Raw genomic sequence first — 26,663 nt, 5'->3', positions numbered from 1 at the left:
CTCCCCGGCAAAATAACGGATCGCGCACAGGTGTTAACTCCGCTTCCTTGTCTTAACATATGCGGGCCACAGGCGAGCGTATACGGGCCATACGCCCAAAACTGCCCTCAACCCAGCCATTTCTGCGGCCGGCCTCATCGAGGCGGTCAAAGTTTACAAGTGAAAGGAGGCAATAACCGGCGCTGGAATGATCGGAAGCCCCTCTTTCAATTCGCGTCTCTCTTTATCCGTTCGCGGCTGGACCCGATTCTCCAGCTGCCATCTGCGAAGGGCATGCTCGCTGATGATTTCGCGGTATTCCTCTCCTTGACGCTGGTACCATTTTCCTGCTTCGGTCGCGAAGACGGCCCCGTCTGCGATAACCCCGTTCGGCTCGGATTGTCGATGCCACTTGTCGCGGGCAGTCCCCGCATCCATGGCTGGCCCTGTCGGCCAGCCCCGCAGATCGATTTGCGGGACGGATACGATCGGAACGCCGATATGACCGACAAGCGGATATTTCGTACCGTGCTCGACCCAATACACCGTATCTGTCAATCCGGTAACCGCTACATGCGTCGGGTAGAAATCATGGCAGCGGGTAAGGTTCGAGCCCCTGCTCGCTTCTCTCGCGCGCTGCACCAAGTTGAATGAATTTCCCCATTTGGCACGGAAAAATGCCGCGTTTTTTTCATTGATGTCCAAAAACTGGTCCCCGAGCTCCCTCATCGTTACGCTGCCGTAATGATGGATGAACGTATCCCGAGCAACCACGAGCTTGCGTCCATTCAGGCGCACGCGCAGCACATAATCTTCATCTTCGAAATTGCCAATCTCGAAGCCTTCGTCGAAATAGCCGGTCGTCTCGAACAGTTCCCGGCGGAATACGAGGCAAAACCCGACAATCCGATCCGTTCCTTGCCATTTTCCCGCATTCGGCACATTATGTGCCGCTGCGAACGAATACATATCCTTAATGCTGTGATAAGGAACTTCAATCTGCTGTTCTCCGCTGATGAAATTCGTCACCGGCCCGACCATTCCGATAGTGTCATCGCTCTGAAGGCAGTTAAGAAGGTTCTTGAGCCAGTTCGGAGTTACGAGAATATCGTTGTTCAGTATGCAGATCGTACGCCCCTTCGCCATCATCAGCCCCGTATTGACTGCTCCAGCGAAGCCGCGGTTATGCTCATGGATATGGAAGCGAAGCTTCCCGGTATTCCGGAGGAGATAGGCAGTGGTGCCGTCTGTCGAGGCGTTGTCGACGACGATGATTTCATGGGGGATGGGCGTATGGGCCTCAATGCTGGCAATACACTGCTCTAACAGTTCGGCCTTGTTATACGTCGGGATGATGATGCTCGTGCCATCGAAGGGAACTTCGTATTGGGCCTGCCCGACACGCAATCCTTCCGCATAGCCGCAGGCATAACCCCGATCGTATCGTTGTTGTCTGCTCCGTCCGGATGCAGCCCGCATGGAAGATGCGGGGACGCGCCGCTTGCCTGCGCGCACACGGCGAATGTTGCGGCGGGAACGCATTCGTGGCATCTCGGCGCACCTCCTTCATTCGAGTTAAGATAATTGGATATTGCCGTTTACTATGCGATTCGCCAAATGTCCGAAATCAATGGCGACCTTGCCGAACTGTTCGGCAAGGCGCTGAACCAGGATGACTGCAGGAATGCCTGCAGCGACAACGGCCAAATCATAATCATGCTCGGCGGCCTCCTGCAGAACGGCAGGAATGTCATGGATGCCTTTAACCGGGGAGATCGCGCCAGCGATGACAGCTCCTTTGCCTGCAAGAGCCGTGGCAAGCGAATGGGCCATATTGCCGATGACGAGCGCACGCCGGCCTTGGATCATCCGAAGCAAGTAGCCTTCCTCAGCCAACGAATAGTTAATGGTAGAAAAAGTAAACCGCCGTGGCGCGATTTCGATGCCGTGCGCTTGAAAGACGGGGGACAGCAGCCCCTGGAAGTTCGGCTCCGGGGCAACCGGAACGCCGATGATCGATGCTCTCCGTACGGCCTCCGCCAATTGATCCCGGTGGACGTGATCCGGAATACTCATGCCTGAATATTCGAGGAAGGCGCCCTCTCTCCGGACTAATTCCGCGCTCAGCACGGTATCGTGCGCCAATGCCAACAGTTCGCCGTCGCCCAGCCGCACGAGCGAGCACGGGGTCCTCTCCTGCAGTGCCGTCTCCAGCTCCTGGAACACTTCCGCCACTCCCATCAGCGGCTTCAGCAAATGGCGGACCTGCTCCACTCCCAAAGAGATGACCTGCTCCACCGACATATCCGGAAGCAGGGTCATGACGGGTAGGAGCCGGGCCACGATGCGTTCTCCTCCCTCATACTTTCCTTTGCGGAACCCGTCCTCATAACTGAGCCGCCGTTCGGTCTCCACGTCAGGCGGCGTCTCCTGCTTCGTGCTGGCAGCCGGCTCAGCAGCAGGCCGATGCTTGCGCTTCATCTCCCGTGCCGCCCTCTCCCCGAGCGCCTGCTGCCGCTTGCGATACAGACGTCCTGCTCTGCGGGACAGGCGTCCCTTACGGCTAGCCCGCATCTTCCGTACAAAGGAAGCGCGCCGGCGGCGAACCGTAATTTTTGCCATACGTGTCTCCTCCCTTCCTGGCTTCATCTGCATGGCGATGATGGCGAGGCGGCTTCGGGATCAGACTATCTACCGTGCAAATACGCCCCGGACAGGACACGTTCCCACCATGCGCGGTTGTTCACATACCAGGATATCGTCTGCTTCATTCCTTCGGACAAGCTTACGCTCGGAGTCCAGCCGAGCTCGCGTTCGGTCTTGCCGGGATCGATCGCATAACGCAGATCATGACCCGGGCGATCAGCAACGAAGGCAATCAGCGACTCCGGCTTCCCCAACTGATTCAGCACCATCCGGACAACCTCCAGATTCGTGCGCTCCTGGTGGCCGCCGATATTATAGACCTCGCCAGGCTGCCCATGCCGCAGCGCTGCGTCAATCGCTGCGCAATGATCATCGACGTAGAGCCAGTCTCGCACATGGGAACCGTCCCCATATACGGGAATCGGCCGATCTTGAATCGCTTGCGTAATAATTGTAGGGATAAGCTTCTCCGGAAATTGGCGCGGACCGTAATTGTTCGAGCAGCGGGTAATAATGACAGGCAGGCCATACGTGCGGGCATACGAACGTGCCAACATATCCGATCCGGCCTTGCTGGCAGAATAGGGGCTGTTCGGCATGAGCGGGGAGTCTTCCGTAAAAAAGCCGGTCGATCCTAACGTCCCGTACACTTCGTCGGTCGACACGTGAATAAAGCGGGAAATGCTGTGGCGCCGTGCCGATTCCAGCAATCGGAACGTGCCCAGCACATTCGTGCGGACGAATGACTCCGGATCCGCAATGCTGCGGTCGACATGGGATTCGGCTGCAAAGTGCACGATCGCATCGAATGCTCCCTCCTCCATAATCTGTTCCACAGCCCCCGCATCCGTTATATCAGCCCGTACGAAGCGGTAGGCTCCGCTATCGGCAATATGCTGCAAATTATCCGGATTGCCTGCATAAGTGAGCGCATCCAGATTCGTAATGTGGATTTCCGGGCGACGGGCCAGCATATAGAGAATGAAGTTACTGCCAATGAACCCCATGCCTCCGGTTACGAGAAGCCGGTTCATAACTCAACCTCCTTCAACTCATGAGCTGCTTCATGCAGCGACTCGAACGTTCCCGCATCCGTCCACCATGATCGAAGCACATCGTAGTGCAGCTTGCCTGCGGCCGCGTACCGGTTGTTGACATCCGTAATCTCCAATTCCCCGCGCTCGGATGGTACAATTGCCTCAATATGATGAAAGACATCGGTATCATACATATAAATGCCTGTTACGCAATACGAAGACGACGGATGCTCGGGCTTCTCTTCAATACGGACTATCCGCTTCCGATCGGCGCTGTCGAAGACAGGCACTCCATATCGCTCCGGGTCGGGCACTTTCCGCAGCAGAACGCGTGCTTCGCCTGGCCTCTGATCGCCGAATGCCGCTACATATGGAGCCAGATCGTCGCGGAACAAATTATCGCCGAGCAGTACGACGAATTTCTCGCCAGGAGCAATATACGGCTTCGCCAGCGAGAGTGCTTGGGCGATGCCGCCTGCTTCCTCCTGGATGGCAAAGGTCAGATGAACGCCGCAGGACTGCCCGCTCCCGAAATAGCCGGTAAACAAAGATGCTGACATTTTCCCAATAACCATAATAATATCCGTAATGCCCGCCGCACGCAGACGTTCGATGCCATAGCTGACCATCGGATGCCGGCCAACGGGCAGCAAATGCTTATTCATCAGCTTCGTCAACGGATATAGACGGGTGCCTGTGCCTCCCGCCAAAATAATTCCTTTCACTCGATTCCCTCCTTCTAGCCAAGTTAGTAAAGCCGCTCTGTGAGCGGTATGGCTTACACAAAAACATTCCTAATGCGTCACCTGTCGGGCGGAAGATGGATATCATCCTCCGTTCCTCCTCTCGGCAATCTGCTCACGTTGGTGCGTCTCGCTGAAAAATGATGCATTTTCCTCCCACAGGGAATGAAATGCCTCCACATGATCCCCGATGATAAGCTCGGCAACCGGATTCAATGCGCCTACGTTCGTGCGGCGTATCCGATTCCTTCCGATAACGTCGACCGCATGCACCGCTTCCGTGCGCAAGCCCCGGGCCAAGGCAAGCGTCTGGAATTTGGGAGGAACGATCAAATTCTGCACGCCTACGGTCTCCAGCGCGTGGCGGGTAATGGCATGAGGGACAGCGGTCAGTGAATTGGCATGCAAGTCGGCGCGGCCCAGACTGCGGTTCAGCCACTCCTTGCAGTGCGTAATTCCATCACGGTTGAAGAAGGGTCCCAGGAACGGACTGATGTCGTTGAGCGCCACATCGATGCCATTGTCGCATGCCCATATAAAAGCGCCGAGCTCCTCAGCGGCAATCGGGATATCGGCATCCACGAACAACAGAATCTCCGCTTGAGACAGAGTCGCCCCGATAGCGCGGCCAACGTCATGGCCAAGCGCTTCCGGGTAGTGAACGATGCAGGCGTCCTCCGAAGCTTCATGCACCGCCTGCAAGCTCCCATCCGAGGAGCCGTTCACCACGACGATGGTGCGCGACAGCGGCAGGCGTCCGAGCTCCTTCAACACTCCTGCGATGCTATCTTCTTCATTTTGGGCGCACACGATTGCATCGATCGGCCTTGTGGTCGGAATCAGTACGGCTTCCCTCCCGTTCTGATACCTTCCTCTCGTAAATCCAGCTCTGTACGCTTCCGCCAACTCTCTGATTTGCGAGTAGGATAAGGGAGCAAGCCGATATGGCGCGAGGAACTCGGTGAACCGGCTTTGCATGAAGCGGACGATGTCCTTGTACGTTTCCTGTCCGCCCAATGCGGCATATTCGTCGCCATGCCGCCTTCCCGCATCCTGTGCAGCATGGCGCCACGCTCCTCTTGTCTGCGGCTCATGCAGCTGGCGCTTCCTATGCGGAAGCTGCTTATGTCCGCGTTGCCGGAGCCGGCTGCGTCTTGTCATGCGGCCAGCCCGCAGGCGGCGGTAGCCTCTTCTTCTTCCCCGGCTCGACTGGCGGCGACGTGATGATCTGCGAAGCCCCCGGATAACGTTCTTTGTTCTGCGGAAGGATCGTTTCCTTCTCATGGCATCATGTCACCCGCTCCCGTTGTCTGGTCAAATCCGAGTGGCCGCCCCGAGGGCCCCGCTGTTCCATCAGCCAGCGTATCGCTTGCAAATGATCTTGGCATATCAACGGCTCCAGCGGATCCTCGCGCAGCCCCCGAACACGTATCCGATTCATGCGCCCGACATTAATCGTGTGCACTGCGCGGATATCCAGCCCGTATACGACGGCCATCGTATGCGCAAGCGGGGGGACGGACAGCGCGTCCGCACCGATCAGAGCAAGCGCCCGACGGCTCAATGCATGCGGAACGGCAGTCATGGAGGCTCCCCCCAGATCCTGCCGGGACAGCATGGCATTCAATGCGTGCTTTGCCAGGACAACTCCGTGTACATCATGCTTCCGGACAGGCCCCTGATAATTATTGAGAGCGACATCAACGCCATTGTTCACCGCATGTATGAACGGGCGCAAATCTGCAGCAGACAGCACCATATCGGCGTCGATGAACAGCAGAATGCGTCCCGCCGCGGCCTCGGCTCCAACGGCTCTGCCCTTATCGTGGCCAAGCGGGATCGCATAACGAAGAACGCGGGCTCCCATCTCTGCCGCGATGCGGTCTGAGCCGTCGGTCGTTCCGTTCGCTACAACAATGACCTCAGTGGCCGGATGCACCTGTGCCGCCCGTTCAATGACACGAGCCAATGTCCGCCGTTCATTCAAAACCGGGATGATGACCGACACAAAGGGATCGGAAGAACTATGGATTCGATATCGTCGTACCTGCCGGCGGGTACGTGTTCGCGCAGAACGATATCTTTTGGAATGAGCCATTGCACGTCTCCCTCCCGGGCAAATTGCACATGTATTTACATCCCATTGTATGAGGCATAGTCCAGAGTGCAACGGCTCATGTACACATTCGGCCCGCTTTCTTCCATAACCCGACGGATCGCCTCAGATGTGTAAAAAGCCGCCAGTTGGCATCTGGCGGCTTCCTTGCTTCACCGGCGTATCGGCCGCAAGCTAGCCGATCGCAATCCAGGATACGCAGCCGAAAGGCTGTGACTGCGGATCTTTGCGGTGTATTTCCAGAACGGCGCTGTGCGTTGCTTGCGATTTCAGCACCGCATGGCATTCCGGGTGGTTGGTCATCGCGACAAGAACATATTGATTATTCGGGAACGGCTCATCGAAGGCAATGCGAACGTCTACCCGGTCTGTCGCCCCCTGAAGCAGAAATGCGCTCATCCCGAATTGCTGCAGCGCTCCGGCGCGCGGCATCGAGGTTCGAACTGGGACGAAGGAACAGGATTCCGGTGTAACCGTTCCGGGCTGGAGCACAATCGAATTTAAGACTTCCTCTTCCAGGTGCTCGGCCCGGATGCTCCCCGCTGCGATATGTTGGCCAGTGACTTCTCTTTCGCCAATATGGCGGCTCGTTATTTCACCTGCTCCGATATGCTGGCCGGTGACCTCGCCTTCCCCGATATGGCGGCTCGTTACTTCGCCTGCTCCGATATGTTGGCCGGCTACTACGCCTTCGGCGATATGACTGCCCGTTACCTCGCCCGAACCGATATGTTGGGCGGTGACCTCACCTTCGCCGATATGGCGGCCCTTTACTTCGCCTGAACCAATATGACGGCCGGCTACCTCGCCCTCGCCGATATGACGGCCCGTTACTTCGCCCGAACCGATATGTTGGGCGGTGACCTCACCTTCGCCGATATGGCGGCCCTTTACTTCGCCTGCTCCGATATGTTGGCCGGCTACTACGCCTTCGGCGATATGACTGCCCGTTACCTCGCCCGTTCTGATATGCTGACCGCCTACCTCACCTTTGGCGATATGGCGGCCATTCACTTCTTCCGAACCGATATGATGAGCGGTGACCTGACCTTCACCGATATGACGGCTGGTGACTTCTCCTGTTCCGATATGATGGCCCACTACTTCACCTTCAGCAATGTGGCGGCCGGTGACTTCTCCTGCTCCGATATGATGGCCCACTACTTCACCTTCAGCAATGTGGCGGCCGGTGACTTCTCCTGCTCCGATATGATGACCGGCTACCTCGCCTTCGCCGATATGGCGACCGGTCACTTCGCCCGAACCGATATGATGGTCAGCGACCGCTCCTTCGCCGATATGGCGGCCCTTTACTTCGCCTGCTCCGATATGATGGCCCACTACTTCACCTTCAGCAATGTGGCGGCCGGTGACTTCTCCTGCTCCGATATGATGGCCGGCTACCTCGCCTTCGGCGATATGACGGCCAGTTACTTCGCCCGAACCAATGTGACGGCCGACTACCTCGCCCTCGGCGATATGACGGCCGGTCACTTCGCCCGAACCGATATGATGGTCAGCGACCGCTCCTTCGCCGATATGACGGCCCGTTACTCCGCCCGTTCTGATATGATGACCGCCTACCTCACCTTTGGCAATATGGCGGCCATTCACTTCTTCCGAACCGATATGATGAGCGGTGACCTGACCTTCACCGATATGACGGTCCGTTACTTCGCCTGTTCCGATATGATGGCCCCCTACTTCACCTTCAGCAATGTGGCGGCCGGTAACTTCTCCTGCTCCAAGATGGTGGCCCATAATCTCGCATTCCGCGATATGGCGCCCCGTTATTTCTGCCTCTCCAATGTGCTGGCCGGCTACCGCTCCTTCGCCGATATGACGGCCGGTGATTTCGCCCGTTCCGATATGACGACGCGTTACCTCACTCTCGGCAATATGGCGGCCCATTATTTCTGCCTCTCCGATATGCTGGCCCCCAACCTCGCCTTCGGCGATATGGCGACCTGTGAGTTCACCCGTTCCGATATGACGACCCGCTACCTCACTCTCGGCAATATGGCGGCCGGTGATTTCGCCCGTTCCGATATGATAGCCCGCTACCTCGCCCTCAGCGATATGACGGCCGGTGATTTCGCCCGTTCCGATATGACGACGCGCTACCTCACTCTCGGCAATATGGCGGCCCATTATTTCTGCCTCTCCGATATGCTGGCCCCCAACCTCACCTTCGGCGATATGGCGACCTGTGAGTTCGCCCGTTCCGATATGATAGGCCGCTACCTCGCCCTCGGCAATATGACGGCCGGTGATTTCGCCCGTTCCGATATGACGACCCGCTACCTCACTCTCGGCAATATGGCGGCCCATTATTTCTGCCTCTCCGATATGCTGGCCCCTAACCTCGCCTTCGGCGATATGGCGACCTGTGAGTTCGCCCGTTCCGATATGATAGCCCGCTACCTCGCCCTCGGCGATATGACGGCCGGTGATTTCGCTAGTTCCGATATGACGACCCGCTACCTCACTCTCGGCAATATGGCGGCCCATTATTTCTGCCTCTCCGATATGCTGGCCCCCAACCTCGCCTTCGGCGATATGGCGACCTGTGAGTTCGCCCGTTCCGATATGATAGGCCGCTACCTCGCCCTCGGCAATATGACGGCCGGTGATTTCGCCCGTTCCGATATGACGACGCGCTACCTCACTCTCGGCAATATGGCGGCCCGTTATTTCTGCCTCTCCGATATGCTGGCCCCTAACCTCGCCTTCGGCGATATGGCGAGCTGTGAGTTGACCCGATCCGATATGATAGCCCGCTACCTCGTCCTCGGCGATATGACGACCGGTGATTTCGCTAGTTCCGATATGACGACCCGCTACCTCACTCTCGGCAATATGGCGGCCCGTTATTTCTGCCTCTCCGATATGCTGGCCCCTAACCTCGCCTTCGGCGATATGGCGAGCTGTGAGTTGACCCGATCCGATATGATAGCCCGCTACCTCGTCCTCGGCGATATGACGACCGGTGATTTCGCTAGTTCCGATATGACGACCCGCTACCTCACTCTCGGCAATATGGCGGCCCGTTATTTCTGCCTCTCCGATATGCTGGCCCCCAACCTCACCTTCGGCGATATGGCGACCTGTGAGTTCGCCCGTTCCGATATGATAGGCCGCTACCTCGCCCTCGGCAATATGACGGCCGGTGATTTCGCCCGTTCCGATATGATAGCCCGCTACCTCGCCCTCGGCGATATGACGGCCGGTGATTTCGCCCGTTCCGATATGACGACGCGCTACCTCACTCTCGGCAATATGGCGGCCCGTTATTTCTGCCTCTCCGATATGCTGGCCTCTAACCTCACCCTCGCCGATATGGCGGCCCGTTACTTCGCCTGCCCCGATATGTTGGCCGGCTACTTCTCCTTCGCTGATATGGCGGCCCGTTACTTCACCCGAACCGATATGTTGGGCGGTCACCTCGCCTTCGCTGATATGGCGGCCCGTTACTTCACCCGAACCGATATGTTGGGCGGTGACCTCGCCTTCGCCGATATGGCGGCCCGTTACTTCGCCCGTTCCGATATGGCGGCCGGCTACCTCGCCTTCGCCGATATGATGGCCCGTTACTTCGCCCCAACCAATATGACGGCCCGCTACCTCGCCTTCGCCGATATGATGGCCCGTTACTTCACCCGAACCAATATGGCGGCCGGCTACCTCGCCTTCACCGATATGATGGCCCGTTACTTCACCCGAACCAATGTGGCGGCCGGCTACTTCGCCTTCACCGATATGATGGCCCGTTACTTCACCCGAACCAATGTGACGGCCCGCTACCTCGCCTTCGCCGATATGATGGCCCGTTACTTCACCCGAACCAATGTGACGGCCCGCTACCTCGCCTTCGCCGATATGGCGGCCGGTCACTTCCCCCGAACCGATGTGATGGTCAGCGACCGCTCCTTCTCCGATATGACGGCCCGTTACTCCGCCCGTTCTGATATGATGACTGCCTACCTCACCTTTGGCAATATGGCGGCCATTCACTTCTTCCGAACCGATATGATGAGCGGTGATCTGACCCTCACCGATATGACGGTCCGTTACTTGGCCCGTTCCGATATGATGGCCCACGACCTCGCCTTCAGCAATGTGGCGGCCGGTGACTTCTCCTGCTCCAAGATGATGGCCCAGAATCTCGCATTCGCCGATATGGCGGCCCGTTATTTCTGCCTCTCCGATATGATAGCCCGCTACCTCGCCCTCGGCGATATGACGACCGGTGACTTCTCCCGTTCCGATATGACGACCCGCTACCTCACTTTCGGCGATATGACGGCCGGTGACTTTCCCTGCTCCGATATGATGGTCCGCTATCTCGCCTTCGGCTATATGACGACCAGTGATTTCGTCCGTTCCGATATGATAGCCCGCTACCTCGCCCTCGGCGATATGGCGGCCGGTGACTTCTCCCGTTCCGATATGACGACTCGCTACCTCACTCTCGGCGATATGGCGGCCCATTATTTCTGCCTCTCCGATATGATGCCCTCCAACCTCGCCTTCGGCGATATGGCGACCTGTGAGTTCGCCCGTTCCGATATGATGGCCCGTTACTTCGCCCTCGGCGATATGACGGCCGGTGACTTCTCCTGCTCCGATATGACGACTCGCTACCTCACTCTCGGCGATATGGCGGCCCGTTATTTCTGCCTCTCCGATATGATGCCCTCCAACCTCGCCTTCGGCGATATGGCGACCTGTGAGTTCGCCCGTTCCGATATGATGGCCTGCTACTTCGCCCTCGGCGATATGACGGCCGGTGACTTCTCCTGCTCCGATATGATGGCCTGCTACTTCGCCCTCGGCGATATGACAGCCGGTGATTTCGCCCGCTCCGATATGACGGCCGGCTATCTCAACCTCGGCGATATGATGGCCGGTGACTTCACCTGCTCCGATATGACGACCCGCTACCTCACCCTCAGCGAGATGACGGCCGGTAACTTTGCCTGCTCCGATATGCTCACTTGCTATCTCGCCTTCAGCGATATGACGGCCGGTGACTTTCCCTGCTCCGATATGATAGTCCGCGATCTCGCCCTCGGCGATATGACGGCCGGTGAGTTGGCCCGTTCCGATATGAAAGCCCGTTACCTGGCCCTCGCCGATATGACGGCCTTTTACTTCTCCCGTTCCAATATGCTGGCCTCCTACTTCGCCCTCGGCGATATGGCGGCCTTTTACTTCTCCGGCCCCGATATGCTCACCGGCTATTTCGCCCTTGCCAATATGATAACCCGCGACTTCGCCTTCAGCGATATGGCGGTCCGTTATTTCGCCGGCACCGATATGCCATCCTGATACCTCGCCCTCGGCGATATGACGGCCCGTTACTTCTCCTGCTCCGATATGACGGCCAGATACCTCGCCCTCGCCGATATGATGGCCTGTGACCTCTCCTGCTCCGATATGATCACCAGCTACCTCGCCTTCGGCGATATGACGGCCGGTGACTTCACCTGCTCCGATATGCTCACCGGCTACCTCGCCTTCTGCGATATGACGGCCGGTGACTTCTCCTGCCCCGATATGACGGCCGGCTACCTGGCCCTCGGCGATGTGACGGCCGGTGACTTCCTCTGTTCCAATATGATGACCGGCTACTTCTCCTTCCACGATATGGCGGCCGGTGATTTCGCCCGCTCCGATATGATAGCCACTTACCTCGCCTTCAGCGATATGACGGCCTGTGACTTCTCCTTCTCCGATATGATAGCCCGCTACCTCGCCTTCGGCGATATGGCTGCCTCTGACTTCACTCGTGCCGATATGGCGACCGGCTACTTCACCCTCGGCGATATGACGGCCGGTCACTTCTCCTGCTCTGATATGCTCGCCGGCTACCTCGCCTTCAGCGATGTTGCGGCCGGTAACTTCCCCCGTTCCGATATGGCGACCCGCTACCTCGCCTTCGGCGATATGACGGCCTCTGACTTCACCCGTTCCGATATGGTGACCGGCTACTTCACCCTCGGCGATATGACGGCCGGTGACTTCTCCTGCTCCGATATGATCACCGGCTATCTCGCCTTCAGCGATATGACGGCCGGTAACTTCGCCCGTTCCGATATGGATGCCTCTGACTTCTCCTGCTCCGATATGATCGCCGGCTACCTCGCCTTCCGCGATATGACGGCCTGTGACTTCAGCCGCTCCGATATGATGACCGGCTACCTCGCCCTCGGCGATATGACGGCCGGTAACTTGCCCAGCCCCGATATGCTCGCCGGCTACCTCGCCTTCAGCGATATGATGGCCGGTGACTACGCCCGCTCCGATATGCGATCCCGCTACTTCGCCTTCGGCGATATGGCGGCCTTTTACTTCACCCGAACCAATATGCCAACCGGCTACTTCGCCCTTAGCGATATGATGGCCGGTGACTACGCCCGCTCCCATATGCTGGCCGGCTACCTGCCCTTCGGCAATATGGTGCCCCGTTACTTCGCCTGCAGCCAGATGGCTGCCAAGCACGGCTCCGCTCGCGATTTGCTCGGACTGGACGGCACCCGTGCCGATATGCTCACTGGTGATTGCTTGCGGGCGGATATGCCGCCCCTCCACCGCCGCTTCCTCCAAATGCGAGGAATTGATCGCCTGCTCCTGCAGATGAATCGATCCGACACTCTGTTGAGCCAGCTTCTCTGCCGTAACGGCCCCGGAATGCAGCATCTCCGTTGCGATCGATTCTTCCTCAATCACAACGGCCTCCGCCGGCTTCGGCGTTGTCGCCGAGGTTAACAGTTCCATTACTTCTTCATTCAGATGCGACAAGCCGACCGTTCCTTCTGCCAATTGCTCGCTTCCGATCGCATTTGTCTCAATATGGGCGCTGCCAATGGCACCATGCTGCACATGGGACGAATGAACCGTGCCGCCTGCCAGCTCCGTGCTGCCAATAGCTCCCGGTTGCACATGCTCACGCGCGATGCTGCCCACGTCCAGCTTGCCGCTCGTCACACAGCCGTCACTCAGGCTCCGTTCCGTCACGGCACCATCCTGAAGCATATCCGCACGGATGCTTGCGGCCTGCAGATGCTGCTCTCCGATTGTCTGCTCCCGCAAATGATGCGGAAGCACAGCCCCTTCGCTTAAATGAGCGGATACAATCACGCCGGGCTGGAGATGCTGGCTGTCAATCAATCCCGGCTGCAAATGATGACTGCCGATCGCTGTCTGCCGGATATGCTCGCCTGTAATCGCGTTCTTCTGCAAATGCTCTGCTTGAATCGCTCCGGAAGCGACATGCTGGCTTTGCACCGCGCCTGCCGAGAGATGGCCGCTGCTGACAGCGCCTTCCGCTATCGCCTCGCCGCCGACCGAGTCGGAAGCAAGATGCTCGCCGGACACCGAGCTGGCGGAAAGATGCTCCGCACGGATCGCTTGAACCGCAATATGGCGGGAGTGAACCGCATCGTCGGCCAGATGGCTGGCTTGGATGGCGGCATCCGCCATATGTCCGCTCGTCACGGCCCGAGGTTGAAGCTTGCTCCCGGCCAGACTGCCCTCCGGGATAATATCGCTGGAGAGCACATCGGAGCCCAAATGCGCCATCGTAATCGTTCCTTTGCGCAAATGGTACCCCTGAATCGATTCTGCTTGCAGATGCTTGCCGGATATCGCTTCCAGCGCCACATGCTTCTCCGTGATAGACTGGGGAGCGATACTGGCCGCAGTTATGCTGTCCTCCTGCAGCATTCCTGAAGATATCGATTTCGGCTGAAGCTGATCCTCGCCGACAGAATGCGATGCCAGATGGACGGACCGGATCGCTCCTTCCCGTACATGGTGAGAGCCGATCGAACCGGGAGCCAGCTTCAAACCGGTGACGGCTTCCTCCGCCAGATGATCGGTATCTACACTTGCCGCTTGGAGATTCCGGGCCCCGACGCTGTCATCTGCCAATTTATCTCCTGTAACGGCCGCATCGACGAGATGCTCGGACCCGATGCTCCCGCCTGCGATATGCTGGGCGTGAATGGTTCCCTCAATCACGTGCTCGCTGCCTACGCTGGCTGCATCAAGCTGAACCGAGCCGATGCTGCCGGGATGCACATGCTCCGCGCGAATCGCTGATTCTTGAATCGTCGCCCCTGAGACCGAATCCGGCTGCAGTTGCCCCGCCCCTACCGAATTCGGTGCGAGATGCTGCGCCTGGACGCTCTCGTCAGCCAGAGTGTCGGACGTGACGGCTCCAGCGACGAGATGTGCAGTTGTCACGCTGTTCTCCGCCAGTTTGTCTGCGGTTACGCTACCGTTCGTCAGCTTGGCGGTCGTGACGGACAAATCGCTTAGTTTATCGGTCGATACGCTCTCCGGAGACAATTTCAAAGATGTAATAATATGGTCGGCCAGATGATGGGAATAGATGACTCCCGTTCCGATATGGCGCTCACAGACGGCATTCACCGACAGCTTCTCGCTCGTGACGGCCTCCGGAGCCAGCTCGGTAGACTGGATAGACTGCGGATAAATATGTCCCGACCGGATCGCTCCAATGGCAATATGCTCCTCCTGCACCGCATGCGGGCCGATCGCTTCCGGGCCAACCGCTCCTTCCGCCAAATGATGCTGCTGCACACTGGCATAGGCCAGCTTCTCCGGCGTGACGCTGGCAGCACCCAGCTTCCGGGCTATAACCGCTTCATCCGCCAGTTGATCGGACGATACGGCGGCCGGAGCCAACTTGGCGGTGGTTACCGCTTCATCGCCAAGATGCCGGCTCTCGATCGCCTGGTAGCCTACATGCCGGCTTTCCACCGCTTCATCGGCAAGATGCGCGCCATGAACCGCTTCCGGCATAAGATGAATTCCATTTACAGCACCGGCGGCGATGTGTATCTCATTGACGGCCTCCTCAGCGATGTGAAGGGACTCTACGGCCTGAAGGGCCAAATGCTGCCCGTCGACCGATTGCTTGCCGAGGTGCCGGGAACGGACCGCTTCATCCGCCAGCTTCGTCGACAGCACGCTTTGATCCGCCAGCTTGGAGGAGGTGACCGCGTGTTCGACAAGCTTCATCGTGCTGACGGATTGATCCGCCAGCTTGGCGGTGGTAATGACTCTGTCGGCCAGATGGCGGCCGCTGATCTGTCCTGGGCCGATATGCCCCTCGCGAATACTATCTTCTGCCAGATGACGGGATTGCACCGCCTCGTCAGCTAGCGGCTCGCTGGTGATGCTCTTCGCTTCAAGCATCGCTCCGGAGAGCGTGCCGAGCGCGATATGAGTGCTGTCGATCTGCCCGGGGCCGATATGGCGGCCCTCCACCGCCTGCATTCCGATAGCACGGCCTTCAACAGCCCCTTCGCTGAAATGACGGGCGTCGATGCTCCCTGGCGCCAGCTTGTCGCCGGTAATCGCCCCGGCGCGCAGCTTGGAGTTCGTAACCGACTCAGGCGCCAGCTTGGAGGCGTCAACCGATTCGTTCGCCAGATTTTCCGTGCGAATGGCACCGCTGCGGATTTTCTCCGCGGTAATCGCTTGATCTTGAATCAGATTGCCCGAAATCAGCAGCTCGCTCAGATGCTTCGCTTGAATCGATCCTTCCGCGATCTTGGACGAATCGATCGTTTTGTCCGCCAGCTTCTCGGAAGTGATGCTGCCGTCCTTAATTTTCTCCCCCGTAACCGAGCGGTCGCGAAGCTTGCCGCCGGACACGGCGTTGCGGATTAAATGCTCCCCGGCGATCGAGTTGGGAGCAATTTTAGAGCCAGTTACCGCCTCCTCCGCAATTTTCAAGGATGTAACGGCATAGTCAATCAGCATGTCGGTGCCAATGCTCTCGCGCCGCAGCTTCGATCCGCTGATCGAATAGGCGGCCAGCTTCTCCTCCGTCACCGCTTCATCCGCGATATCATCGGTATAGATAAAGGCGGTCGATCGTGCCGAACTCCGCTTCTCTGCCAGCAGCTTCTCCTTCGCCTTGCGGGCATCGGCGGCATTGACTTCAGGCTGAGCAGCCGGCGGGGGAGTCGGTGCGGCCGGTTCGTCCGAGCCTGGCCGTGCGGCAGCATCGCGCGCTGCAGGTCCAGTCGGCAACGTCCCCGGCATGTTGAATGCCGACGTATAGGTCGGATGATCTTCTTTGCTTTCCTTAGGCGATGGACGTTCCTCTTCTCCTGATCGGGAACGTTCCGTACCAGCATGCCGCTTCGCAGTTCGCTCATTGCGGCGGCTGCTCCCTGCTTGACGGGACGTTGGCCTTCCCGGCGGTATAAGATCATCTGCCCCTTCGACTTCTTCCGGCTCAACCGCAGCGGTCGGGTTCTCGGGAGGCAGCGGTTCCTCTTTGGCCTCTGCCGCCTCCGTCATTGCTTCCAACTCCTCCCCGATCCCGTCGTCAGGGTCTCGCTCGGATACTGCCGTGATCGGCGGCATCGAATTCTCCTGCTCCGGCTCTATGGCTTCAAGGGCAGCCAGCGCATTGACGCTTGCTTTTGGGGAATCTTCCGGCGGCTTCTTCGTTGAACTAAGACGGTCCAGCAGCGATAACTCCGACTGGTTCGGATTGTCGACAAAGTATAGCGGCTTTCTGGACGATTTCTTTATTGGCTTCTGTCCCTTGGTTGTCCGCTTTTCATTTTTCCTTTTCATGTGCTCTCTCCTTTCCGTTCTATGCCCAACATATAGAGCATCATATGCGTTATAGGCTCATATCGTCACTCGCCTATATTGAGGGATTGACATGACTAGGAGCGGACAACACACACAGCGATTCCACGGGCAAGGCTTGAATCAGCCGAGGCCGTCAATGAAGCTGGCCCAGCGCTCCGCCGTCTGCTTCCAGGTGAACGTGCTGCGTACATGCCGGTCAGCGGTCTCTCCCATCTGCCGCAGCGCTTCCCGATCCCGAAGCAGCCGGACAAGGGCCGAGGCCAACCGGACAGGCAGACGGTACGGCGGGACGAGCAGCCCGGTCTCTCCGTCCCGGACGACCTCCTGAATTCCTCCTACCCTGGATGCCACGACCGGGACTCCTGAAGCCATCGCCTCCAGATTGACCAGACCGAACGCTTCCCGGCGAAGCGACGGGACGGCAAGAAGATCGGCCAGCGCGTACCAAGCCGGAACTTCCTCATGCGGGACAAAAGGGACCATCCGAATATGATGCGGGTACTTGCTCGCGAACCGTTCCAGGCGGCGCACGTACGCCGTCTTCCGGTTCAATCCGTAAGAAGCGCCCCCGACAATGACGAACAGCGCCCGCGGATGCTCGCGGATGACGCGCGGTACAGCCTGCAGCAGCTCCCAGACGCCTTTTTGCGGGATGAGGCGACCGACATACAGAACAATGTCCCGCCCTTCCCATCCGCGGGCCCGTTTCCCTTCCGTATAACGTTGGATCCCTTCTTCTGTCCAGCGTGACGGGAAGCGCTCGACGTCCACGCCTAGCAAATTGATGGCCGTCTTCTCCCTGCATCCAGGATATGCCCGTGTCACCCGCCTTTCCAAATAGCGGCTGTTCACAAATATCTGGTCGGCAGCAGACAGCGCCCGCCGAAGCCCGGCTGGCGAGATCGCCTGTCTGTGCATAAAGGTGGTGGAATGAAGCTGCAGCCAGATGTGCGCGTGCGGAAAATGCCGCTTCATTAGCGGAATGTATCGGGGCCGGTTCTCAATCTGGATAATATCGGGCTGGAACTGAGCTATGCGCCGCATCGCTTCATACACATAAAACCGCAAGGAAACCGGTCCGACCCGTTCGACTTTGACGCCGCGCACCGATTCCGACTCAGCCTGCCCCGGCCATCTCCGGCCGTACACGCGAATGTCCGCACGGGACGACACGAGACCAGCGACATTCTCGACGACTCGCTCCACCGAACTGCTGGAACCTGACGGATAAGGATAGGATCCTGGCGTTAGGATTGCAACCTTGTGCATAAAGCTTTCTCCTTTCTAATTGCCTTGCCGGACATGCCGGCTTGCGGCAGGACAGGTCTGCCAGACGACACCGGTCAAGCTGGAGCCGTAATTTGGACTAACATCCGTCTGCACTCGTCCATGCGCGTCCCAAGGGGCGTTCATACAATACAGCAGCGAGAGAGAGTCAGTGGACCAGTAGTTCAGAGGAGGTGCTTCCATGGCAGACAACCGCATCGGCATCCTGTTCAATTCGAACATGTTGCGGGGATTGCTGCGGAACAAGACAGGGCATGAAGCCATTGCCTTCTACGAGGAAGCCGGGAGGCGCCACGGCGTTATTCCCTGCTTCATGCGCGTGGAAGATGTGAATGTGAGGAAGATGGAGGCCGTTGCCTATATAAGAGACGGTACGGGCTACGCGAGACGGCGCATTCCCGTCCCGTCCGTCATTCATAACCGGGCTATCTATTTCCGTTCCGGAGCGCATGCACGAGTCCAGTCGATGGTGAACCGCGGCACGGTTATTTTCAATCAGGTGAATCGATACGGAAAATGGAAGCTCCACGTTCTGCTCCAGCAAGATCCCGCGCTCGTGCCTCATTTGCCGGTTACTGCGCCTGCCCGGAAGGGCACCGTCGCGGCGATGATGGACAACTGCGGCGCTGTCGTGCTGAAGCCGGACAACAACAGTGTCGGACGCGGCATTATGAAGCTGGAACGCAGCAGCACCGGCTGGACCATTGTCTATTCCAGACGAACAGCCGGCGGAGCGAGAAAGTGGAGGAAGGCGAATCTCCCGGGCGGCAGGCTGCCGCGATTCGTGCTTGCCCAACTGCGGCGGACTCCCTATCTTGTGCAGGAGCTGCTTCCACTCGCCCGGTACCACGATCGTCCCTTTGATTTGCGGGTCTCTGTTCAACGCGACGGAAGCAGAGAGTGGCAAATCACCGGAATCGTCGGCCGGGTCGCGCCTCAGCATACCTTCGTTACCAACGTTGCGCAGGGAGGGACGGTTCATCGGCTCGAAGAGCTTGTTGCCGCCGCTTTACCGCATTGCTCCGTCGCGGAGGTGGTGGAGCGCGTCAGCGCATTCTCTCTTCATATCGTGAATCGGCTTTCCCACAGCTTGAGCCATATGGCTGATGTCGGACTCGATATCGGGTTGACGTCCGACGGCAAGCCGTTATTCATTGAATGCAACGGGCGCGACCAACGCTACAGCTTCCGCGAAGCCGGACTGTACGACATTTGGGAGGCCACCTACTTCAATCCCATCGCTTACGGGGCCTCTTTCCTGCAGAGTTAGCCAGGCGGCGGCGTATGGATTATCATATTGAAAAAACAGGCATTCTGTGTCAAGATAGTCCACAGAAGAGCGGTTTGCGCTCTCTTCTGCGGAATACAAATATACAGGACGCCTGTCCCGCTCCCGGGAGAAATGGCACCTGCCACTAGGTGATGAACAATCATGAAGAAACGATGGATGCGCCTGCTGACCGAATTGTCCTCGCGCAAATGGGTATCGCGTACAGCCGGCCGTGCGGCAAGCTCGGGATGGAGCCGGCGATGGATTCCTTCCTTTGCCAAGGCCTATAACATACAAGTAGACGAGGCGGAGAAGCCGATGTCTGAATACCGAACGCTGAACGAATTCTTCACCCGCCGCCTGAAGCCGGGGATGAGGCCGCTTGCCGCCGGCGACGATATTTTGCTTAGCCCGGTGGACGCATTGATTACCGGAATGGGTCCGATCCAGCAAGGCACGATTCTCAACGTCAAGGGGCAAGATTACACGTTGGATGAACTGCTGCACCGTTCGCCTTACCAGCAGAAATACATGCATGGCTACTATTTCGTGCTCTATCTAAGCCCTACTGACTATCATCGCATTCATTCGCCGGTCACCGGGAAGCTGGTAGAGAGCGAGCACGTGCCGGGCCGGGTATATCCGGTGAATGACTTCGGACTGCGCCACATGCCCCGCGTACTGAGCCGCAACGAGCGGTTGATTACGTATCTTCGCCATGCGCATGGTGAAGTGGCGGTCGTGAAGGTCGGAGCGCTGAACGTAAGCAGCATCCACTATACAGACGGAGCGCCGCTTCCCGCATACGAGCGGGGGCAGGAACTCGCCTATTTCGCATTTGGATCGACCGTTGTTCTATTGATGGAGAACGGCACATTTGAGCCGCGGAGCGATTTGGCTCTCGAATCCGTCGTGAAGATGGGAGAAGGCTTGGGCCGGCTTCAAGCCGTACCGACCCGTCCGCGAACAGGGGAAGCTTGATATCCCCGCAACCGAATCAAGGTCGCTTATCGAAGAACAGAGGAACGTTCACGATAAGCGGCCTTTTTTCTATTCCGTCAACGTATTTCGGAAGGGCTTCGCCCGGTGTACTGCTTGAACTGTCTGCTGAAAAAAAAGATATCCCGGTATCCAAGCGCATCCGCGACTTCCGTTACATTCATCCCCGCATGGTGCAGCAGATGCTCCGCCCGTTCAATACGGGAGCGGATAATATAGGTTTGCACTGAGGTACCGATCAGCTCTTTGAATTTGACCGAGAAATAACGCGGCGACAATTGGGCGCGCTGCGCCAAATCCTGAATGCGGTGACTGGCTCCCGGATTTTGCCGGATATAGTTGGCAATCTCATGAATCGCCTCGGACAGATGATAGCTTGTCTTCCGTTCTCCGGTTCCTTCGCGATCGATGCGGAGCAGATGAATCATCAGCTGCTTGAGGACCAGCTTCGCCTCTTCCTCCGCCCCATAGGATCGGGACAGGAACAAGCGGACGTAACGGGCCAGCAGATGCTCAAAATCGACGGTCTCCTCCAGAATACGATATGGTTCGGGTATCTCGTCGACAGGATCTTCCACGTCAAAATGGATATACGTCAGCGTCAGCGGCTTCTGGGCATTGTGGGAAGCGACCGTATTGTCGCCTGGCCGGAAGAGGAAGCAGCTGCCTTTGCTGAGATGATACGATACATCATTCAACTGCAGTTCTCCTTCTCCGTTCCATACATAAAAGAGATCATAATTCGGCATCGCCTTCTCGCGCTTATGCCATTTCCAGTTCGGCTCACATGTAATCTTCGCGCAGGCTGGCTTAATAACATATCGGTTCGGTTCGGCGTTCAACACGGATGGTTCCTCCCTCCTTCCCGGATTCCATTCGGGAATTCTCTATCGTAGTAAATATACGGCACCTCATTCAACGCCTGTTATCATTTGCACTATTCTACTACAAATCGCTTCCTGAACACAATCATGCCGACCGCGGATCTGTCGTTTTGATTTGGACATCTTCGCTCCACCCCCGTGACGAAAGCGGAAATTTGATGATATAATAGGAAAAATCAAGTTAGAATGATGTTGGAAGGATGGACGAAATGAACCCACTGGCTCAGCAATTGAATGACACGATTCAAAGAGACAACCCGAACATTCACGCCATGCTTTCGCGCCTCGGCCGCCAGATCTATTTCCCGAAGGAAGGCATATTAAGCCAATCCGCAGAAGCGGGGAGCAAGGCGAAGCAATTCAATGCGACGATTGGCATCGCGACGGAAGGCGGCATCCCGATGCACCTGGACGTTATCCAGGAGACGCTGTCGGCCTACAACCCGAAGGATATCTACCCGTATGCGCCGCCGGCAGGCAAGCCGGAGCTGCGCAAGCTGTGGAAAGAGAAGATGCTCAAGGAGAATCCGTCGCTTGCTGACAAGCATACCAGCATGCCGATCGCGACCAATGCGTTGACGCACGGGTTAAGCATTGTCGCCGATTTGTTCGCCGAGGAAGGCGACGTCGTCATTATGCCGGATAAAAATTGGGAGAACTACGAGTTGACCTTCAGCATCCGCCGCGGGGCCGAGATGGTCTACTATCCGTTGTACGACGATAACTGGATGTTCAATAGCGCCGGACTTCGCGAAGCGCTGTTCGCCCATCGCGACAAAGGCAAAGCCATCGTCGTGCTGAACTTCCCGAACAATCCGACCGGATATACGCCGGGCCGGGAAGAGGGCCAGGCGATCGTCAAGGCCATTCTTGAGGCGGCGGAAGCCGGCATGCGCCTCGTTGTCGTCACGGATGACGCGTATTTCGGCTTGTTCTTCGAGGATTCGATGCATGAGTCCCTCTTCTCATCTCTCGCTTCCCTGCATCCGAATGTGCTGCCGGTCAAAGTCGATGGAGCGACCAAGGAAGAGTATGTATGGGGCTTCCGTGTCGGGTTCATCACCTATGCGGCAGAATCGGAAGCGCTGCTCGCGGCGTTGGAGCAGAAGACGATGGGCATCATTCGCGCGACGATTTCCAGCGGTCCCCATCCTTCCCAGACCTTCATCCTGCGAGCCCTGCAATCACCGGAATTCGAAGCGCAGAAGCAGGAGAAGTACCGCATCATGAAGGCGCGGGCCAACAAGGTCAAAGCGCTGCTCGACAGCGGGAAATACGGGGATGTATGGAGCTACTATCCGTTCAATTCCGGATACTTCATGTGCCTCAAGCTGAACACCGTGCCTGCGGAGCAGCTTCGCACCCATTTGCTTGACGCGTATGGCGTCGGGACGATCGCGCTTGGCGACACCGACCTGCGGGTTGCCTTCTCTTGCATCGAGGAAGCGGATCTCGAGAAGCTGTTCGACACCATTTATCAAGGCGTGCTTGATATTAGCCAATAAATAACTGCGTGACCTGCGCGCAGATGACAAAGAAGCCGGCAGCCCGATATGCTGCCGGCTTCGACATGACAGGGAGGAGGATCAATATGAGAGTGCCCCGGATTGGCATCGTCGGCTTGGGAAGCATTGCGCAAAAGGCCTATTTGCCGGTGCTCAGCCGCGCCGAGGAATGGACGCTCGTCGGCGCGTACACGCCCAACGAAGTGAAGCGTCTCGCCGTATGCGCCCAGCATCGAATAACGCCGTATACGAGCATCGGGCGCCTCGCCGAAGATTGCGACGCCATGTTCGTTCACAGCTCGACGGCTTCCCATTACGAGATTGTCGCCGAGCTGCTCCGGCGCGGCATCGATGTCTATGTCGACAAGCCGCTTGCCGCCACGCTGGAGCAGGCGGAGACACTCGCTGAGCTGAGCGAAAAGCTGGGACGCACGTTGATGGTCGGCTTCAACCGCAGATTCGCCCCGCGCTATGAAGCGCTGGCATCGGAAGCTGCGCAAGCCTCCTGGATCCGCATCGAGAAGCACCGCGCCGGCAAGGTGAAGCCTGTGCCTTACCTGGACACGCTGCTGGACGATTATATCCACGTCATCGATCTGGTGCGCCATTTCAGCCGCGCATCCGGCGATGGGCTGCGTTGGACAGGACGGGTTCATATTAATTCCCAAGGGCATTTGCTCGATGTCCATCATCTGTTCGCGCCTGCCGCCGGCAAAGGCCCGTCCATATTTGCAGCCATGCACCGCCACGCTGGCATCGATATGGAGCTGGCCGAACGGATCGGCCCCGTATCGACCCACCGGGTGCGCAATCTGACGGAACTGACGGTGGAGGAGAACGGAGCAAGCCGCATCGAATCCGCGGGTTCATGGACTTCCGTGGCGAAGATTAGAGGCTTCGAGGATGCGGTACTCCACTTTATCGGCTGCATCACCCACGGCGGCCGGCCGCTTACCGATGGCCGGGAAGCCTGCGAGACCCAGGCGCTTGTCCACGCCCTGGCTGCGGAAGCGGTCATCGCAGACGAGGAGTGACAGCATGCTTCCATTAAGGGGCTTCCAATAGCCTGATTGCCGGCCGATCCCTTGCCCGATGGGGGAACATAGAAGGAACTATCCTATAGGCATTGCAAGATGATGCAGGACAAGACGGGTCAACAGCGAATGTGGAGGCGGGCAAAGCAGAGGAAGATGGATGGGGCGCGAAGCCTGCAATTCCTGCACCATTTCCCTAGACACGTCTATCCGGTAGGCGAAATCCGCAAACCTACACGATTTCTCCAGACACGTCTATCCGGTAAGCGAAATCTGCAAAACTGCACGATTTCTACGCTTATTCGGTAAGCGAAATCCTGCGCAAATACAGCAATTCGATATGGACGACTTTACCAGAAAGGGAATCCTGCAAAACTGCAGGAATTTCACCCGTGTCGCTTCGACTTGAAGCAAAAGGGCCATAAATGATGTAGATTTGCAGCAATTCCTCGGGATGTGGACTCATTGAGCCGAAATTCCTGTAAAATAAGTCAATTTCATAATTCCTTTCGTTCAAAGGGGTTGGACCAGGCCAAAATTGCAGATTCATTTTTTTTGAATATTACGCAACCTTCTTAGCTCCAAGGATGCTTTTGTTTAGGCGGTCTAACGCAAGTTTGCATAGGGTGTATGTCAGACAACTCAAGTCTAGATCGACAAAAGCACGTTTCTTAAGTTTTCTGCTTGAGCCCAATTCCATGTACAGCTTCAAATAGGCAAAAACACGTTCAATCGCTACTCGCTGCTTGAATAGTTCAGTAAACTTTTTGCTTCCACGTCCGGGTGCAGTGTATTTCCGAACATCTTCATCAATGCGAAATTTGAAAACTTTCTGGCAGCCGTCCGCTTGAAACGGGCAGGAGGCACATTCCTTTGGCCTTGTGAATTTTATGGTATCTCGCTTGGCATCGTAGCTGTCGTAGACGTACGCATGACCTTGCTTGCAAGTCGGGCGAAAGTGCTTATCCACCCCTTCAGGTAGCTTGCTACGATGGATAAGCGGGATGATCGGTAACGCACCAATATCCCGGATTTGGCGGTAAACCGGTTCGCTGTCATACCCCTTATCAGCTAGCACATAGTTTGGTTTGAGAGAGGGAAATCGCTCCTTCATATATTTCAGAAGAACAATCGCCGCTCGCTGATCGTTCACATGAGCAGAACAGGTCACTCCGGCCACAATGTACTGGCTTTGGCAATCCACCAAGAGATTCTGTTTGTAGCCATGCCAATATTTCACCCGGCGCCGCCCTCCCCGTGGGTCACCCTTTGCACCTACACTTGCGTGTTGCGGCATATCAGCGAGAAGCTGCTCGTAAGTGGCGGGCAACATATCGGCGACCTCCCGTTCAAATAGGCTGAGCGAGGCCTCGTACGCTTCAACTTCGGCACGCCAAGCCGCTTCTTCGGCTTTCGGAACGCGTCCACGCTTTGCACGCTTGGGTTTCTCTGGTTTAGGTTTCTCTTGTGCCTTGCTGGCAGACTCGTCCAGAAAAGTAGGTTCATCGGTTTCGGGCGTGAGCTTCGGTAATGATTTACCGGCGTCCAAATGGGGATTGCGATCAAAGGACTCGATGTGAGAAGAATCTATGGCCAGTACATTTCCCTCAAGAAACCCTTCCGTGATCGCCTGGTTTACAAGGTCCTCCTGTGTCGTTCGAAAGAAACCGCATTGACTGAGCTTTGTAGTGAGCCGGGAATAGGCTGCTTCGCTGGGCACTCGATCGGAACCGGTAAAACGGCAGCGAGTACGAAATTCAAGACTTTCCTTCAAACGGCTGACCAAATCCTTGGTAAAGCGGATGTGCTCCATTTTGCCGATGACGAGTGAGTATATCATCGCTCTTGTATTTAAACTTTCAGGACGGCCCCGACGATTGTAGCTGCTAATGGCGTGAAGAATTTTTCCGATCGGCAGATGTTCTAAAACGAAATCCGCTTTAGGGGAAGGCGCCATTTTCATCATTTCCTCAAAGGAAAATAGCTCTTCTTGTCGAATATGATACATGGGAGTACTCCTTTCTCAGTTTTTGGTTTAGTCACCTATAACTTCGAGAAAATGGGGAGGTACTCCTTTTTTCTGTGCCTAAAACTCCAGCAACCGCAAGGGTTTCGAATTATGAAATTGACTTAAATAGCAGCAATTCCCTCCACACGTTCAAGCCCCGAGAGGCAACGATGCCTCCTGAAGGCAACGAGGCGATGATACCTCCTGGAGGCGATGATGCCCCCAGGATCCGACGCGGTCTCTTGGATCCCGTAAAATCAGGCCGTTGAGAAGTCTGTGGGGATTTTCTCCACTTCATTTTTTATATGGTGGATCTCGTCTCTCAGTAGAAAAAAACGACTTAAAACGCTTTGAGTGCCAAGTTTTGATTAGGTAAATGGACATCTCCACCCCTTCGTAAAAAACAGGGGGGTTCCAACAGCCTGAATTGTGCAGGAATTTGCGTGATTTCAACCGCTTGCGGTAAAAAGCAGGATGGGGCTGTCTCACTGGAGCTACAAACTACTGA

At 57.0% G+C, this 26,663-nt stretch carries 16 protein-coding genes; 4 read left to right on the top strand and 12 right to left on the bottom strand.

Annotated elements, in window-relative coordinates; translation table 11 throughout:
• Nucleotides 1-153: 153 nt before the first annotated feature.
• From NNL35_RS09920 to NNL35_RS09880, 9 genes are all read right to left on the bottom strand, one after another.
• Nucleotides 154-1,530 (bottom strand): glycosyltransferase family 2 protein, encoded by a 1,377-nt coding sequence (locus tag NNL35_RS09920; protein WP_100226428.1) that lies wholly within the window; start codon nucleotides 1,528-1,530, stop codon nucleotides 154-156.
• A 24-nt stretch (nucleotides 1,531-1,554) separates the two neighbouring features.
• On the bottom strand, nucleotides 1,555-2,601 hold the full coding sequence (locus NNL35_RS09915) for a GT-D fold domain-containing glycosyltransferase (protein ID WP_006678940.1): 1,047 nt from the start codon (nucleotides 2,599-2,601) through the stop codon (nucleotides 1,555-1,557).
• A gap of 65 nt (nucleotides 2,602-2,666) precedes the next feature.
• Nucleotides 2,667-3,659 carry a dTDP-glucose 4,6-dehydratase gene (gene rfbB, locus NNL35_RS09910; protein ID WP_006678941.1) on the bottom strand — a complete coding sequence of 331 codons (993 nt, stop codon included), beginning with the start codon at nucleotides 3,657-3,659 and terminating at the stop codon, nucleotides 2,667-2,669.
• Complete coding sequence (locus NNL35_RS09905) at nucleotides 3,656-4,387, bottom strand: sugar phosphate nucleotidyltransferase (RefSeq protein ID WP_006678942.1); 732 nt, start codon at nucleotides 4,385-4,387, stop codon at nucleotides 3,656-3,658. The genes rfbB and NNL35_RS09905 overlap by 4 nt, the downstream gene beginning before the upstream one ends.
• A 102-nt stretch (nucleotides 4,388-4,489) precedes the next feature.
• A complete protein-coding gene (locus NNL35_RS09900; protein ID WP_006678943.1) occupies nucleotides 4,490-5,566 on the bottom strand; it encodes a glycosyltransferase family 2 protein in 1,077 nt (358 codons plus the stop codon).
• A gap of 127 nt (nucleotides 5,567-5,693) precedes the next feature.
• Nucleotides 5,694-6,503 (bottom strand): glycosyltransferase family 2 protein, encoded by an 810-nt coding sequence (locus tag NNL35_RS09895; RefSeq protein ID WP_040733653.1) that lies wholly within the window; start codon nucleotides 6,501-6,503, stop codon nucleotides 5,694-5,696.
• A gap of 192 nt (nucleotides 6,504-6,695) precedes the next feature.
• Nucleotides 6,696-17,147 carry a WIAG-tail domain gene (locus NNL35_RS09890; protein ID WP_254553322.1) on the bottom strand — a complete coding sequence of 3,484 codons (10,452 nt, stop codon included), beginning with the start codon at nucleotides 17,145-17,147 and terminating at the stop codon, nucleotides 6,696-6,698.
• A 141-nt stretch (nucleotides 17,148-17,288) separates the two neighbouring features.
• Nucleotides 17,289-18,437 (bottom strand): glycosyltransferase family 4 protein, encoded by a 1,149-nt coding sequence (locus NNL35_RS09885; protein ID WP_006679317.1) that lies wholly within the window; start codon nucleotides 18,435-18,437, stop codon nucleotides 17,289-17,291.
• Nucleotides 18,438-18,452: 15 nt separating this feature from the next.
• Complete coding sequence (locus NNL35_RS09880; RefSeq protein ID WP_138985672.1) at nucleotides 18,453-18,638, bottom strand: hypothetical protein; 186 nt, start codon at nucleotides 18,636-18,638, stop codon at nucleotides 18,453-18,455.
• Here NNL35_RS09880 and NNL35_RS09875 point away from each other — a divergent pair.
• Together NNL35_RS09875 and asd are read left to right on the top strand one after the other, a co-directional pair.
• The gene (locus tag NNL35_RS09875; protein WP_006679316.1) at nucleotides 18,637-19,725 is read left to right on the top strand and encodes a YheC/YheD family endospore coat-associated protein; all 1,089 of its coding nucleotides are present in this window, start codon (nucleotides 18,637-18,639) and stop codon (nucleotides 19,723-19,725) included. The genes NNL35_RS09880 and NNL35_RS09875 overlap by 2 nt on opposite strands.
• A gap of 162 nt (nucleotides 19,726-19,887) precedes the next feature.
• Nucleotides 19,888-20,706, top strand: a complete 819-nt coding sequence (asd, locus tag NNL35_RS09870; protein ID WP_006679315.1) for an archaetidylserine decarboxylase — start codon at nucleotides 19,888-19,890, stop codon at nucleotides 20,704-20,706.
• Nucleotides 20,707-20,783: 77 nt separating this feature from the next.
• Here asd and NNL35_RS09865 read toward each other — a convergent pair whose 3' ends face one another.
• Entirely contained in the window at nucleotides 20,784-21,569 is a 786-nt protein-coding gene (locus NNL35_RS09865) for a helix-turn-helix domain-containing protein (RefSeq protein ID WP_006679314.1), read from the bottom strand.
• 248 nt (nucleotides 21,570-21,817) lie between these two features.
• Here NNL35_RS09865 and NNL35_RS09860 point away from each other — a divergent pair, with 248 nt between their 5' ends.
• A complete protein-coding gene (locus NNL35_RS09860) occupies nucleotides 21,818-23,113 on the top strand; it encodes an aminotransferase class I/II-fold pyridoxal phosphate-dependent enzyme (protein WP_006679313.1) in 1,296 nt (431 codons plus the stop codon).
• 86 nt (nucleotides 23,114-23,199) lie between these two features.
• Nucleotides 23,200-24,147: a Gfo/Idh/MocA family protein gene (locus NNL35_RS09855; protein WP_006679312.1), complete on the top strand. Its 948-nt coding sequence runs from the start codon at nucleotides 23,200-23,202 to the stop codon at nucleotides 24,145-24,147.
• A gap of 298 nt (nucleotides 24,148-24,445) precedes the next feature.
• Here NNL35_RS09855 and NNL35_RS09850 read toward each other — a convergent pair whose 3' ends face one another.
• The gene (locus NNL35_RS09850) at nucleotides 24,446-24,613 is read right to left on the bottom strand and encodes a hypothetical protein (protein ID WP_254553321.1); all 168 of its coding nucleotides are present in this window, start codon (nucleotides 24,611-24,613) and stop codon (nucleotides 24,446-24,448) included.
• A 96-nt stretch (nucleotides 24,614-24,709) separates the two neighbouring features.
• Nucleotides 24,710-26,155 (bottom strand): transposase, encoded by a 1,446-nt coding sequence (locus NNL35_RS09845; RefSeq protein WP_254553320.1) that lies wholly within the window; start codon nucleotides 26,153-26,155, stop codon nucleotides 24,710-24,712.
• Between the last annotated feature and the right edge of the window lie 508 nt (nucleotides 26,156-26,663).

It is taken from the genome of Paenibacillus dendritiformis, from assembly GCF_945605565.1.
In the GTDB taxonomy this organism is placed as follows: Bacteria; Bacillota; Bacilli; order Paenibacillales; family Paenibacillaceae; genus Paenibacillus_B; species Paenibacillus_B dendritiformis_A.
Note: the sequence above shows the minus strand (reverse complement) of the source record. Positions and strands in the feature narration are given on the sequence as shown.